Origin of the sequence: Xaviernesmea oryzae, from assembly GCF_900109605.1 — a bacterium.
Classification (GTDB): Bacteria; Pseudomonadota; Alphaproteobacteria; order Rhizobiales; family Rhizobiaceae; genus Xaviernesmea; species Xaviernesmea oryzae.
In genome coordinates this window covers 278,037-291,338 of the sequence record NZ_FOAM01000002.1, presented here as the reverse complement: position 1 = coordinate 291,338, position 13,302 = coordinate 278,037, and the positions used below count along the sequence as shown (strand labels likewise).

The following is a 13,302-nucleotide window of genomic DNA, read 5'->3' as shown; positions in this document are numbered from 1 at the left end:
CGCCGGCCTGCAAAATAGAAATGTCCGATAGGCCGCTGCATGATGTGCCGGCCAGCCCCGATCTGAGCGGCTGATCCGATTGCGAGATCAGATCGGGGCATGTGACGGCCGCCTTGTTGGCTTTTTGCTTTATACTGCCAAGCTCGGCGTCACTCAGCAGCCTGCTGCCGCGACAGGGCCTTTTCTCGTGCGGCAATCACTGCGGGATCACGCATGACATCCTTCCGCCGGCCCGGTCCGTGAGCCCGTTTGACATAGCCTTTTTTGTCGCTGTTGGTCTTCACAACCGGCTTGTCCTGCTCATCCTGCCGTTCCATGATATAGGCCAGAACATCACCCAACCGCTTGTTCTCGGTGATCGCGGCATGTGTCACGCGCTGATCCTTGTCGAACACGGTGTAGGGCAGGGAATGGCCTTTCCAGCGGACCATCAGACGGCCATCCGAATAGGCATAGGTCTCCACATATTGGCCCACCAACCCGCGCGTGATCTCGTTCTCCTCAAGCATGATCCGCTGGCGCTCGAACGAAAACGTCAGCTGCGCGCCGACATAACGCTGCTCGCGCTTGCACAGGATCTCGGCAAGCCGATCCGGCGCCAGGTTCAGCGGCCGGTGCAGATCGTCTGACCGGGCAGGGACAACCGAGAACCGCGCATTATAGCTCTCCATAAACCCGGGCAGAAAGGCATTACCCGCTTCCATGCCGTCGATGCCGGAAAGCCGCAGCTCCTTGATCAAGCGGTCCTGCAAAGTCCGGTTCATCCGCTCCACACGCCCCTTGGCCTGGCTCGAATTTGCACAGAGAATCTCAATGTTGAGCTCTGACAGCGCGCGCCCGAACTGCGTCATGCCCTGGCCGCCCGTGGCGTCCTTCTTCGCCACCCGAAACACCGAATGCTTGTCTGAATAGAAAGCGATCGGTGCGCCGTGATGCTTGAGATAGAGTTCCAGCGCCTCAAAATAGGTGAAGGCGCTTTCCGAGCGCACAAAACGCAGCTGCATGAGCTTGCCGGTCGCGTCATCGACGAACACCAGCAACGAGCAAGGAGGCCCGCGATCCTCAAACCAGCGATGCTGCGACCCGTCGATCTGCACCAGCTCACCGTAGGCTTCGCGTCGCAGCCGCGGCTGGTGAAACGTCCGACGCTGCTTGCGCGATAGCCAGAGGCCATCATCAACCATCCAGCCGCGCAACGTCTCGCGTGACACATGCAATCCGTCTCGCACGGCAAGCTTCTCGGCTGCAAGCGTCGGCCCGAAATTTGCATAGCGCTGGCGAACCAGCGTCACCGCATAATCCCGGATGCCATCGCTGATCCGATTGTTCGACGGCCTCCCGATCGCCTTGTGCCGGATCGACGCTGCGCCACCCGTGCGTATCCGTTCCAAAAGCCGGCGCACCTGGCGTTCGCTCAGGTCCAACACGCTCGCCGCCAACACCGTCGTCATCCGTCCGGCAACGACCTTCGACAATACCTCAATGCGCTGCAGATCGCGCTCGCTCATCGCTATCAATCCCATCTGCAATCTCCCAGACGTCATTCAGACCCGGGGGAGTGTGACATTCCAACTTTGCAGAAACAGGACATTCCAACTTTGCGGCTACAAAGTTCAGTCACATAACATGGATTATGGAACATACCGGTGGCGGAGCCTATGTGTTTGAGAAAACACTGCTTAATTTCGTGGCGAGTTAGCTCGCAGCCGTGATCGTCTCGGTATCTTCATCCTCGAACAGTCCGGTCGGCAGTCCATCCATGCTGGTCTGGTTCTTCTCCCGCCAATAGGCGTCGATGCCATCAGAGCCTTTGGACTTTGCCCAGGCGTCCATCTGCGTGCGCTCGCCTTCATAGCTGAACAGCGGAACGCCATAGCCGCAGGAGCTCTGGACCAGATCGATATCGAGATGAACCATCTGACGGCTTCCGAGCGGCGCTTCGTTGTCGAAGAGAATTGCCAGCCGTTCTGCAAATTCGGCGCTGTCGCGGTGGATCACGCGGCCGCGCCCATAGAGCCTCAGGATCAGCGGCGGGCCGTCCACGGCGCAGAACATGATGGTCATCCGGCCATTCGCCTTGAGATGGGCGGCCGTCTCGTTGCTGCTGCCGGTGCGGTCGAGATAGAGCACGCTGGTGTCGTCGAGCACGCGGAACATGTCGGTGCCGCGTGGAGAGACATTGACCCTGCCTTCGGCTGCGGCCGAAGCCGTGAAGAACATGCGCTGGGCGGCGATGAATCGATGCAGATGCGGTTCGATCTTCTGAAACTGCTTTGCCATGGGAATGTCCTTCAGCAGGCTGGGCACCCTGCCCGCCTGTCCTTACACTCTTGTATCAGCGGCCGGACACGATCTCTGTCAGTGCCGCGATCAGCCGGTCGCATTCTCCATCCGTACCGATGCTGATGCGCAGATAATCGGAAATGCGCGGCTTGGCGAAGTGGCGCACGAGGATCGCGCGGGCGCGCAGCGCTGCAGCAAGGTCGGCTCCCGCATAGCCTGCATGGCGGGTGAAGACGAAGTTGGCGCTGGAAGGCAGAACCTCAAAACCGAGAGCGCTCAGTGCATCCGTCAGCCTGTCGCGGCTGGCGATAATCTTGTCGCGATGCGTCTCGAACCAGGCATGGTCCTGCCAGGCGGCGGTGGCGCCGGCCAGCGCCAGCCGGTCCAGCGGATAGGAGTTGAAGCTGTCCTTGACACGCTCCAGCCCCTCGATCAGCGGCCTTTGCCCTGCGGCGAAGCCGACGCGCAGGCCGGCAAGTCCTCGCGATTTCGAGAAGGTCTGGATGACGAGCAGGTTGGGATGAGAGGCGATCAACGTCGCGGCACTCTCCGCACCGAAATCGACATAGGCTTCGTCGATGATAACAGGCTTGTCGGCATGACGCTCGAGCAAAGCCCTGATATCGGACAGCGGCAGGGCGATGCCGGTCGGCGCATTCGGATTGGGCAGGATGATCGCGCCGGCCGGCCGGTCGTAATCGCCAATGCGGATGCGCATCGTCTCATCGAGCGCGACCGTCTCCGCGCTGATGCCGAACAGGCGGCAATAGGTCGGATAGAAACTGTAGCTGATATCGGGATAGAGCAGCGGCGCCTCGTGCTTCAGCAGCGAAACGAAGGCATGGGCCAGCACCTCGTCCGAGCCGTTACCGACGAAGATCTCCTCGGCTGTCAGACCGAGATCGCCGGCGATGGCCGTGCGCAGCGCCAGCGCCGTCGGATCCGGGTAGAGCCTCAGGCTGTCGGATGCCGCGTCCCGGATGGCTGCGAGGGCGCGCGGCGATGGCGGATAGGGACTCTCATTGGTGTTGAGCTTGACGAGATTGTCGATGCGCGGCTGCTCGCCGGCGACATAGGGCGTGAGCTCGGAAACGATCGGGCTCCAGAAGCGGCTCATGCGGGCACCTCGTAGGTCACGGTCATGCCATCGAAGGCGGGTTCGACATGGTCGGGCGTCGCGGCTTTGACCGTGGCGTAGTCGAGCGGGATATGCATATGCGTCAGGATCGCGCGCTTCGGCGCGATGCGGGCAATCCAGCCGAGCGACTGCTCGAGCGAAAGATGGCTCGGATGCGGCTTATATTGCAGCGTATCGATCACCAGCGTGTCGAGGCCGGCAAGCTTTGCCTGTGTCGCCTCGGGAAAATCGCTGACGTCGGAGCAATAGGCAAAATCGCCGATCCGGAAACCAAGTGAATGGATGGCGCCATGTTCCTGGAGCAGGGGCTGAAAGGGGATTGCCCCGCCCTCGCCTTCGATGACGAACGGCGCGAGATCCTCGTCGATCAGCCGGGCCTCGACGATCGGCGGATAATGCCCGCCCGGCGGCGTCTTCAGACAGTAGCTGAAGCCCTCTTCGATGCGCACGAGCGTCTCGCGATCGACAAAGATCGGCACCCGCGCGTTGCGGCCGAGCACATAGCCGCGCAGATCGTCGATGCCGTGAAGATGATCGGCATGGGAATGGGTATAGACCGCAGCGTCCAGATGGCGCACTCCGGCGCGCACCATCTGCAGGCGGAAATCCGGCCCGGTATCGATGACAACGGAGGTGCGCCCGCCATTTTCGCCAATCTGTTCGACCAGCAGCGAAGCGCGCAGCCGCCGGTTCTTCGGCTCTTGAGGATCGCATGCGCCCCAATCGCCTGTTATGCGCGGCACGCCTGGCGAAGAGCCGCAGCCGAGAATGGTGAACACGCGGCGGGCCATGTCGATCCTAGAGCCTTGGCATTTTGGAAAAGCAGCGCAGGGCGTTTTCGGTGGTCAGCGCGCCGGCTTCCTCCACCGTCATGCCCAGGGTCTCTGCCAGCACCTCGGCCGTCTGCGCGACATAGGCCGGCTCATTGCGCTTTCCCCGAAAAGGCTTGGGCGCCAGATAGGGCGCGTCGGTCTCGACCAGCAGCCGGTCATGCGGGATACTCTTGGCAATGTCGCGCAGTTCTTCCGATTTTGGGAAGGTGAGAATGCCGGAGAACGACACGTAACCGCCGAGTTCCACGCCAACCCGCGCCAGTTCGGCCCCGGCCGTGAAGCAGTGGAGGATGAAGGGGAAGGCGCCCTTCCTCGTCTCGTCGGTCAGGATCGCCGCCATGTCCTCGTCCGCGGAGCGGCTGTGGATGACGAGCGGCAGGCCCGTCTGCCGGGCCGCTGCGATATGGCGGCGAAGCCCGGTCTTCTGTGCCTCCGGCGGCGCGGTATCGTAGTGATAATCGAGCCCGGCCTCGCCGATGGCCACCACCTTGGGATGGGCGGCCAGACGCACGAGATCCGCGGTCTCGATATCCAGCTCCTCATGGGCATTGTTGGGATGGGTGCCGACGGAGCAGAAGACATTGTCATAGGCTTCGGCGACAGCCAGGATCCGGTCGAATGTCTTCACACGTGTGCAGATGGTGACGAGCTGACGAACGCCCGCCGCGCCAGCCCGCTCAATCACCTGATCGCGCTCTGCGGAAAAATCGTCGAAATCCAGATGGCAATGCGTGTCGATCAACATCACCACGTCTCAGGCCTCCGCCGGCGGCTGATAGCGCGGAAACACCGGGGTCGGCGCGGACAGCGGCGTGCCGGCCGCCAGGCGTCCGGCGGCGCCCAGCGACGCAAAGCTCCGCTGATCTTCCGGCACGGCCACGAGATCCAGCAGCTTGGCCGAGGACGCCGGCATGATGGGCTGGAGGAGGATGGCGATCTGGCGCACCACCTCGGCCGTGACGTAGAGCACCGTGGCCATGCGCGCCGGATCCGTCTTCTTCAGCGCCCAAGGCTCCTGCCCTGCGAAATAGCGGTCGCCTTCGGAGACCAACGCGATGATCGCCGTCAGCGCCTTGTGGATCGCCAGCGCGTTCATTTCCGTGCGCACGGTCTCGATCAGCCCATCGGCCATCGACAGAATGGCCTGGTCAGCCTCGCTCAGCGCGCCACAGACAGGCACCGCGCCGTCGCAGTTCTTGACGATCATCGAGAGCGAGCGGCTGGCCAGATTGCCGATGCCGTTGGCGAGATCGGCATTGATGCGGGTCGCGATCCCCTCTTCCGAATAGGAGCCGTCCTGGCCGAAGGACACTTCGCGCAGGAAGAAGTAGCGGATCTGGTCCAGCCCGAAATGCTCCACCAGATTGATCGGATCGACCACATTGCCGAGCGACTTCGACATCTTCTCGCCCTTGTTGAGCAGGAAGCCATGAGCGAAGACCCGCTTGGGCAGGGGAAGGCCGGCCGACATCAGGAAGGCGGGCCAATAGACGGTGTGGAAGCGGATGATGTCCTTGCCGATCATGTGCAGATCGGCCGGCCAGAACTTCGCAAGCGGACCGGCCTCATCGGTCAGGTAACCCGTGGCGGTGATGTAATTGGTCAGCGCATCCACCCAGACATACATGACATGATCGGGATCGCCGGGCACGGGAATGCCCCAGTCGAAGGTCGTGCGCGAGACCGAGAGATCCTTGAGCCCCGACTTGACGAAGGAGATCACCTCGTTGCGCCGCTCGGCCGGGCCGATAAAGTCGGGCTGGTCCTCATAGAGCTTCAGGAGCCGGTCCTGATAGTCGGACAGGCGGAAGAAGTAGCTCGCCTCCTCGACCCATTCAACGGGCGTGCCCTGCGGCCCGTAGCGCACACCGTCGGCGCGCAGCTCGGTTTCGTCTTCCTGGTAATAGGCCTCGTCACGCACGGAGTACCAGCCGGAATAGCTGTCCTTGTAGATGTCGCCGTTGGCGGCCATGCGCTTCCAGATTTCCGTGACCGCCTCGAAATGGCGGGGTTCGGTCGTGCGGATAAAGTCGTCATTGGAGGCATTGAGCAGCTTGCCCATCTGGCGAAACTCGGCCGAGTTGCGGTCCGCCAGCTCCTTCGCCGTCATGTTCTCGCGCTTGGCGGTCTGCTGCATCTTCTGCCCGTGCTCATCGGTTCCGGTGAGGAAGAACACGTCCCGCCCATCGAGCCGTTGGAAACGGGCGATCGCGTCGGTGGCGATCAGCTCATAGGCGTGGCCGATATGCGGCCGGCCGTTCGGATAGGAAATCGCGGTGGTGATGTAATAGGGCGTCTTCGTCGTCATGGCGGCAATCGGTCGGCTTTCTCTTGGCCCGTCCGGCGCTCATGCCGGAGCCCCCAGAAGATGGAGGCGGCCGAGGATGGAAGATCGGCCTTCCGGAGACGGACCAGGCCCAGGGCGAAACGGGAAACACGGCCCGAGCGGACCTTGTCGAGCGCACCGGGCGGGGCTCTTCGGAAGATATCGAGCAAGGCTCTTAAACCATTGCCGGGGCCGAGGAAACCGGCAAGGCAAAAAAGCCTCGAGGCAATGCCGATCCGCTTGACGCACATCCGCAAAAAAGGAACAAATCATAAACTCTCAGAATCTAAATCAGCAGCTCTTCCATCTCAGACGTTCCTCTCAAGGATGCCCATGCTCAAGACCCTGATGGACCGTTTCGAAACGGCTTCTTCGGCCTATGCCGATGCATGGCCTTGCGCGCGACGACGACTGGTTCGTGCTCAAGCTTCAGGTGGAAATGGGCGAACTGGCGCAGGCATGGAGCCGCGTGAGCGGCCGGGCGCTGCCCAAGGGACGCGACAGTGAAACCCTTGCGCGCGACCTGGCGGACGAAACAGCGGATGTGCTCGGCCATGCCCTGCTGCTTGCCCGTCGTCACGGCATCGATCTCGATGCAGCGATTGCCCGGAAGTGGCGTTTCACGCCGTAATCTCAAACGCTGCGGATTGAGCAGCATGGCGGCATGGATGGCGCTTTCGACGCCTGTGTTCATTCCCATGTGAAGTCCGCAGTCGGCATACGGCGCGACCTTGCCAAACGTCTTCGTCGAGGGCGAAAATTGAATAGGAGAGGCTGCGGTCCTCAGCGTCCTATCCTTCTTGAACGGCTTGCCAAGCACTCAGGCAAAAACCGCATTTGCGGAAAAATTCTGATCTGCTCGACAGATAGTCTCGAAGGGCCGACAATGCAGCATGCTCGAAATGGCGAGAATATATGAATATTCTTATATTCTTTTAAAGAAGTGTCAAGAAGGGGCTGGCGGCATGCGCCTTCCCTGCCGCCGTCTGTCCTCAGCGCTCCGCCCTGATCGCGTCGATCAAAGAGAGAATCGTCTGCTTGCGGTCGAGATTATAGGCCTCCGCAGTTGCCAGTTTCTCGGTCAGTGCTGTGCTCAGGCTAGCCAGTCGGTCGGCCCGCGCGCCTTCGCCTGCTCGAGCGGCCTGCCGGGCGGCGTCCTGAACATGGGTCTCGACAAGCGCAGTAAAGAAATCGAAGATCGTGCCGCTGTCCTTGGCCGATAGCACATCGGCCAGACGGTGCATCTCCTTGCGCGCAGCCGTGTCTGTCTTGCTGAGGATCGCGCCGAAGGCCTCGAGAATGTCGAGGCCGCCATGATTGACGAGCTTCAAGGCCTCGGCCACGCTGCCCTTGGCGGCCGTTAGTACCTCATTAGCACGCGCCGCCGGCAGCGCGACCCCGAGTGCGCCCAGCGCCTCGGCCAGATGCGTTGGCGATAGCGGCCTCAGCGCCAGTGGCAGGCAGCGCGACCGGATGGTGGGCAGGAGCTTGCCCGGCGCGTGGGTCAGCACGAGGAAGAGCGCCCGGCGGGGCGGCTCCTCCAGGATTTTCAAAAGCGCGTTGGCGGCATTCCGGTTGAGATCGTCGGCGGGGTCGACGATGACGATGCGCCAGTTGCCCGTGCCTGATGTCTGGGAAAAGAAACGCCCGGCCCGACGCACCTCTTCCACCGTGATCGCACTTTTCTCCCGGCCGGTCTTTTCATCCAGCGGGCGCGTCAGATGCAGCAGATTATGCGAGGCGCCGGATACGATCTGGCGATAGACGAGCGATTGCGGGTCGGGATCGGAGAGCATTGCTGGCGCCTCGGCCGGCTCGGGATGCGTCAGCACATGATAGGCGAAGCGGAAGGCAAGCGTTGCCTTGCCAATGCCCTCAGGCCCTTCGATCAGGATGGCATGGTGCCCCTTGCCCGAGGAGTAGCTCTCGGCCAGAAAGCGTTCAGCCGCGGCATGACCGAAGAGATGCGGCGTTTGCGCCGGCGGCAAGGCCCCATCCAGCAGCGTGCTCATCGCACCGTGTCCGCGGTCGGGCACGAGATATCGGGCAGAAGCGGCTGGACGATCGACAGAACGACAGCGGCGACGGCGCCGGCAGCCGGCCGTGCATCGACCACGTGACAGCGCAGCGGATCCTCGGCGGCAAGGTCGAGAAAGCCGTCTCGGCGTTTGCGGTGAAGCTCGATCTCGTCCTTTTCGAACCGGTCGAGACCATCGAGGCCTTGCCCGCCAGCAGCGGCGCCTGCCCTCGCCCGCACGCGCTCCAGCCCTTCCTCGGCCGGCATGTCGAAAATGATGGTGCAGTCGGGCTTCAGCCCGTTGATCGCGATGCGCTCAAGGGCGACGACGATCTCAGGATCCAAGCCGCCGACAACGCCTTGGTAGACCCGCGAGGAATCCATGAAGCGATCGCACAGCACCACGCGGCCGGCGCCAAGCGCAGGGCGGATCACCTCCTCCACATGGTCGTTACGCGCGGCCGCAAAGAGAATGGCCTCGAAGCGCGGCCCCTTGGCCTGCGCCGCGCCGGACAGAAGAACATGGCGCACGGCCTCCGCGCCCGGCGAGCCGCCGGGTTCGCGTGTCACCAGCACATCATGCCCCCGGCGCGTCAGCGTTTCGGCCAAGCGGCGGATCTGCGTGGACTTGCCCACGCCTTCACCGCCCTCGAAGGTCACGAAGACACCGCCGCCTGTGGTCACGTTTTGGTCCTGTCTGCTCGATTGATCTTGCCGCACACCGGTTCGGTGCGGCATGGCCCGGTGTTAGCCTGTTGCGCCGCCGGGGTCAAAAGCCGCGCATGAAATTGCCGTCGGTGTAGGGAGATGCTGCCCTTCCGTGCCTAGAGCCAGAAGAACAGAAGCTCCTGCAGCGCATCCGCCGCGCGCCGCGTCAGGGGACCCTCCTCCACGCCTTCGGCCGCCTCCAGCGGAACTTCGCGAATGGTCTTGCCGCCGCGGGTGACGACGAGACGACCGACCACGGCGCCCTTGGCAACGGGGCTTTTCAATGGCCAGTGATAGACCGCTTCGGCCACCACCTTTTCCTGCGAGGAGGTCTGGAGCAGAATGTCGACCGGCGCGGTCGGCACCAGCGCAACGCGCGGCACCGCACCGCCATAGACCGGCGCCTCGGCCACGGTCTCGCCGGCCTCGAACAGACGCTTCCGGGCAAAATCGGTCATGGCCCAGTCGAGCAGCTTGCGGCTCTCTTCGGTACGCTCCTTGTCGGTGGCAAAGCCGCCTGCCGCCAGAAACACCCGGCGGCCCTCACGCGCCATGGACGCGACGATGGAGAAGCCCTGCCCTTCGGCAAAGCCGGTTACAAGACCATCGACGCCGATATTGGCGGCGATCAGCGGATTGCGGTTGCGCTGGCGGATCTTGTTCCACTCGAAATCCGGCAGGGCGTAAGCACTATAGAAGTCGGGATAGGTCTCCTGAAGATGGCGGGCCAGCGTCACCAGATCGCGCATGCTCGTCTGGTTGCGCGGATCGGGGAGCCCGGTCGCATTGGCGAAGCGAGAGGCGGCCAGACCGAGGGCTCTGGCGCGCGCATTCATCTTCTCGACAAAGGCGCCTTCGCTGCCGGCCAGACCTTCCGCCAGGATCAGGCAGGCATCGTTGGCGAACTGCACGGCGATTGCGGTCACCAGCGCCGATACGGGCACGCTCGACTTGATGGCCGCGAACATGGTGGACGTACCGGAAGGCGCGCCGCCGGTGCGCCAGGCATATTCCGAAACGGGAAACGCGCTGGAGAGCGCCAGCGTCCCGCTCTTGATCGCATCGAGCGCGACGTCCATCGTCATCAGCTTGGCGTTGGAGGCCGGCGCCACAACGGTATCGGCCTCCCGCGACAGCAGGACCGTACCGGTCTCCTGCTCGACCATATAGACCTGTTTGGCTTTGGTCTCGACCGTCTGTGAAAGCGCTGGGGACGCCGCCAGCAGCAAAACGACCGTGCCGACGAAAAGCCGGCACGATCTGACGCATGAAGAAAGGGTCGTCGCCGCCATCCTGCTGTTCCTCCGCGTCTGGAGCGTTCTCAGGCCGGTTCGCGGATGCCTGCCGCCGGCCTCGCCGCTCCGTTTCGCCACACTACCGCAGAATGATGTCAATCGGTATCAATTTGACGAATTATCGTGCAGACTGAGTGTGTTACAGCATCAAGAGGAACTGAGACAGGCGGGACGGGAAAGATCCCCAATATGAGCGGTTGCCGAACAGCTCACAGACAGGCAACCGAACGCCGCCATGACGGAAGGCAGCTTCGGTCCGCCTTCCCTTTGGCCATGACGCCGCGTGCAAACGGGGTCAGCGGCGCTTTGCCGCGCGATCCGAATGCTCGATGATCATTTCCGGCGTCAGTGCGCCACCATCGGCGAGAACAGCCTCGAAAGCGGCTTCGGCCGGATGCGCGCGGGGTGCTTCCGCATAGGCGGCGGAATAGGTCGTGCGCCTGGCAAGACGCTGGGCGCCGGCCGGGCGCGGGCTGGGTACGGGGCCGATTTCCGGCAGGGCGAAGAAGCTGTCGAAGGACGCTGGAACAGCGTGATGGACCGGCGCTTCCTCTTCGGCCAGCGCGGTGAGCGGAATGCCGGCACCCAGCATCGAAGGCGGCGCATCCGGGGCGTGCGGCATCATCTTCGGCATCGTGCGAACCTGGGGCTCGGGCGCGCGCACCGCGGCGACGGACACGGGCGCCGGTGCGACCATCGTCTTCGACGGTTTCTGGGATACGACAGGTGCAGCGGCCGCGCGGCTTTCGCGTGCAGCCGGTACGGCGGCTGCACGCGGCTCGGGGCTGGTATGGCCGAAAAGCGAGCGGCCGAAGGAATGGACATCGTCGCGCATCGGCGCATTGGAGGCCACCATCACGCCGCTGGCAATCTGTCCGCCACCGGGCAGCGAGTGCGGGGTGCGGTCGCCCTTCGGAATATAGGAGGCCATCAGGAAAGGCATGTCATTGCCTTCGAGCGGAGCCTTGCCGACATATTGGACGCGCACCTTGGCGCTGCCCTTGCGCTTGACGTCGAGAAGTTCGGCAGCCTTGGACGAGAGATCGATCAGACGGTTATATTCATAAGGGCCACGGTCGTTGACGCGCACGACGACGGACGAACCGTTTTCGAGATTCGTGACGCGCGCATAGCTCGGCAGCGGGAAGGTCGGATGGGCGGCCGACAGGTGGTAAGTGTCGTAGACCTCGCCATTGGCGGTCAGCCGCCCGTGAAAGGCGGATCCGTACCACGAGGTCATGCCGACCTTGTCATAGCCCGGCTCTTCCTTTGGCTGATACCACTTGCCCTTGACCTGATAGGCATCCCCGACCTGATAGCGCCCGCCGCCCTTCGGCACGTTCTTGCCGGTGGCAACACGCGGGCTGGCCTTCACGCCATAGACCGACTCGGGGAAATATTCCTTGCTGCGCTTCTGCTTCGGCGCTTCAGCCACCTTCTGCGTCGTTCCGCAGGAAGCCAGGCCGATGCAGAGCAATGGGATGGCTGCTGCGCGCCCGCTCTTCAAGAGGGCGGACGCCACACGTCCCGTCATCCGTCGTTCATTCGTCAATGTCTTGCCGCCATCCGTCAGGCTGGCCGTCTTGCGGATCCGCTTTCCGCGCCACGACCGCCAAGGTCCTCGTCCCGGCCGGTACAGGGTGAAGGAGACGAGCGCCGCATGCACCCTTCATGTCTCCTGTCCCGTTTCCAGCCACGTTCAGCCGCACCCAGGCCAAAGCCGGGGCACATATGTCACAAAACGTGACAGCACCCGAATCATGACAGGAAGGAGGCGGAAATGCGAACCGAGCACGTCGGCCCGTCGGGAAATTCAAAGTTATGGTTAATGGCTGGTAAATGACCGGACGTCTGCATCGCCGTCAATAAATCGGGAAAGCAAAGCACATCGGATACATATAGTCTTTCATTCTTCTCCCTCCTCCACCTCGATGACGCGGATGCCGAGCGTGCGATAAGGCGTGAGCGCCTCTGCGTCTAAACCGCTCTGCACGAAAATGCCGGAAATTTCCGTAACTGGCATAATAGTGCATGGAGATGCCTGATTGAGCTTGTCCTGCGTCACCAGCACGAATGTCTCGGCGGCGCGGGCGGCAATCTGCCGCTTAATCGCCGCCTCTTCAAGATCACCTGTCGAAAGCCCATGGACCGGATGGATGGCCGTCGCGCCGAGAAAGAAGAGGTCAGGCCTGATCAGCGCGATCTGGCTGCTTGCCAATGCGCCGACAGCCACCATGGAATGCTTGTAGATCCGGCCGCCGATCAGGATCACTTCCGCCGTGGGATGCGTCTCCAATTCGGCAGCGATCGTCGGACTGTGGGTGGCGACGGTGAAGCTAAAATCCTGCGGCAATGCCTTGGCGATTTCCGCCGTGGACGTGCCACCGTCGAGGAAAACTAGGTGTCCCGGCTGTACCAGCGCGGCAGCGGCAAGGCCCAACGCTCGTTTGGCCAAAGGCGCGACCGACCGCCGCACGGTCAGCGGCGGCAGATCGGGCGCAAGCGGCATGGCGCCGCCATGGACCCGACGCAACAAGCCTTCGGCTGCCAGCTCGCGAAGGTCCCGTCGGATCGTGTCCTCGGAAAGATGCAGCTGCTCGGCAACCGACTTGGCGACCACCTGCCCGTCTCGCTTGAGGATTTCGAGAATAAAGCTTTTGCGCTGCTGCGTCAGCATTCTCTTGACTCTGCACGAATTTGCA

11 protein-coding genes and 1 pseudogene are annotated in these 13,302 nt (G+C 62.7%); 1 reads left to right on the top strand and 11 read right to left on the bottom strand.

Annotated elements, in window-relative coordinates:
* Window positions 1-149: 149 nt before the first annotated feature.
* From BMX61_RS03105 to metG, 6 genes are all read right to left on the bottom strand, one after another.
* Entirely contained in the window at window positions 150-1,523 is a 1,374-nt protein-coding gene (locus tag BMX61_RS03105; RefSeq protein ID WP_075627631.1) for an ISNCY family transposase, read from the bottom strand.
* A 172-nt stretch (window positions 1,524-1,695) separates the two neighbouring features.
* On the bottom strand, window positions 1,696-2,280 hold the full coding sequence (locus tag BMX61_RS03100) for a pyridoxamine 5'-phosphate oxidase family protein (protein WP_075627632.1): 585 nt from the start codon (window positions 2,278-2,280) through the stop codon (window positions 1,696-1,698).
* 55 nt (window positions 2,281-2,335) lie between these two features.
* Window positions 2,336-3,400, bottom strand: coding sequence for a histidinol-phosphate transaminase (hisC, locus tag BMX61_RS03095; RefSeq protein WP_075627633.1), 1,065 nt, complete (start codon window positions 3,398-3,400; stop codon window positions 2,336-2,338).
* Window positions 3,397-4,212, bottom strand: a complete 816-nt coding sequence (locus tag BMX61_RS03090) for an MBL fold metallo-hydrolase (protein WP_075627634.1) — start codon at window positions 4,210-4,212, stop codon at window positions 3,397-3,399. The genes hisC and BMX61_RS03090 overlap by 4 nt, the downstream gene beginning before the upstream one ends.
* 7 nt (window positions 4,213-4,219) lie before the next feature.
* Window positions 4,220-4,999 (bottom strand): TatD family hydrolase, encoded by a 780-nt coding sequence (locus BMX61_RS03085; protein WP_075627635.1) that lies wholly within the window; start codon window positions 4,997-4,999, stop codon window positions 4,220-4,222.
* Between the two features lie 9 nt (window positions 5,000-5,008).
* Window positions 5,009-6,562, bottom strand: a complete 1,554-nt coding sequence (metG, locus tag BMX61_RS03080) for a methionine--tRNA ligase (protein WP_075627636.1) — start codon at window positions 6,560-6,562, stop codon at window positions 5,009-5,011.
* Window positions 6,563-6,913: 351 nt separating this feature from the next.
* On the opposite strand from metG, the pseudogene BMX61_RS03075 reads away from it, so the two are divergent.
* Window positions 6,914-7,211, top strand: a pseudogene (locus BMX61_RS03075) (pyrophosphatase).
* Window positions 7,212-7,572: 361 nt separating this feature from the next.
* On the opposite strand, the gene BMX61_RS03070 reads toward BMX61_RS03075, so the two are convergent.
* The 5 genes from BMX61_RS03070 to BMX61_RS03050 all read right to left on the bottom strand — a co-directional run bounded on the left by BMX61_RS03070 (window position 7,573) and on the right by BMX61_RS03050 (window position 13,277).
* Window positions 7,573-8,592 (bottom strand): DNA polymerase III subunit delta', encoded by a 1,020-nt coding sequence (locus tag BMX61_RS03070; RefSeq protein ID WP_075627638.1) that lies wholly within the window; start codon window positions 8,590-8,592, stop codon window positions 7,573-7,575.
* The gene (gene tmk, locus BMX61_RS03065; RefSeq protein ID WP_075627639.1) at window positions 8,589-9,281 is read right to left on the bottom strand and encodes a dTMP kinase; all 693 of its coding nucleotides are present in this window, start codon (window positions 9,279-9,281) and stop codon (window positions 8,589-8,591) included. Before tmk ends, BMX61_RS03070 begins: the two co-directional genes overlap by 4 nt.
* Before the next feature lie 140 nt (window positions 9,282-9,421).
* Window positions 9,422-10,597, bottom strand: coding sequence for a D-alanyl-D-alanine carboxypeptidase family protein (locus tag BMX61_RS03060; protein ID WP_075627640.1), 1,176 nt, complete (start codon window positions 10,595-10,597; stop codon window positions 9,422-9,424).
* A gap of 298 nt (window positions 10,598-10,895) precedes the next feature.
* On the bottom strand, window positions 10,896-12,134 hold the full coding sequence (locus BMX61_RS03055; protein WP_083639432.1) for a septal ring lytic transglycosylase RlpA family protein: 1,239 nt from the start codon (window positions 12,132-12,134) through the stop codon (window positions 10,896-10,898).
* A 372-nt stretch (window positions 12,135-12,506) separates the two neighbouring features.
* A complete protein-coding gene (locus BMX61_RS03050) occupies window positions 12,507-13,277 on the bottom strand; it encodes a DeoR/GlpR family DNA-binding transcription regulator (protein ID WP_075627641.1) in 771 nt (256 codons plus the stop codon).
* Window positions 13,278-13,302 lie beyond the last annotated feature (25 nt).

Excerpts from the sequence above, each read along its gene's own strand:
- BMX61_RS03090 (WP_075627634.1), bottom strand. The coding sequence starts at position 4,212 with ATGGCCCGCCGCGTGTTCACCATTCTCGGCTGCGGCTCTTCGCCAGGC.
- metG (WP_075627636.1), bottom strand. The coding sequence starts at position 6,562 with ATGACGACGAAGACGCCCTATTACATCACCACCGCGATTTCCTATCCG.
- BMX61_RS03060 (WP_075627640.1), bottom strand. The coding sequence starts at position 10,597 with ATGGCGGCGACGACCCTTTCTTCATGCGTCAGATCGTGCCGGCTTTTC.
- BMX61_RS03105 (WP_075627631.1), bottom strand. The coding sequence starts at position 1,523 with ATGGGATTGATAGCGATGAGCGAGCGCGATCTGCAGCGCATTGAGGTA.
- BMX61_RS03050 (WP_075627641.1), bottom strand. The coding sequence starts at position 13,277 with ATGCTGACGCAGCAGCGCAAAAGCTTTATTCTCGAAATCCTCAAGCGA.
- BMX61_RS03055 (WP_083639432.1), bottom strand. The coding sequence starts at position 12,134 with ATGACGGGACGTGTGGCGTCCGCCCTCTTGAAGAGCGGGCGCGCAGCA.
- BMX61_RS03085 (WP_075627635.1), bottom strand. The coding sequence starts at position 4,999 with ATGTTGATCGACACGCATTGCCATCTGGATTTCGACGATTTTTCCGCA.
- BMX61_RS03100 (WP_075627632.1), bottom strand. The coding sequence starts at position 2,280 with ATGGCAAAGCAGTTTCAGAAGATCGAACCGCATCTGCATCGATTCATC.
- hisC (WP_075627633.1), bottom strand. The coding sequence starts at position 3,400 with ATGAGCCGCTTCTGGAGCCCGATCGTTTCCGAGCTCACGCCCTATGTC.
- BMX61_RS03070 (WP_075627638.1), bottom strand. The coding sequence starts at position 8,592 with ATGAGCACGCTGCTGGATGGGGCCTTGCCGCCGGCGCAAACGCCGCAT.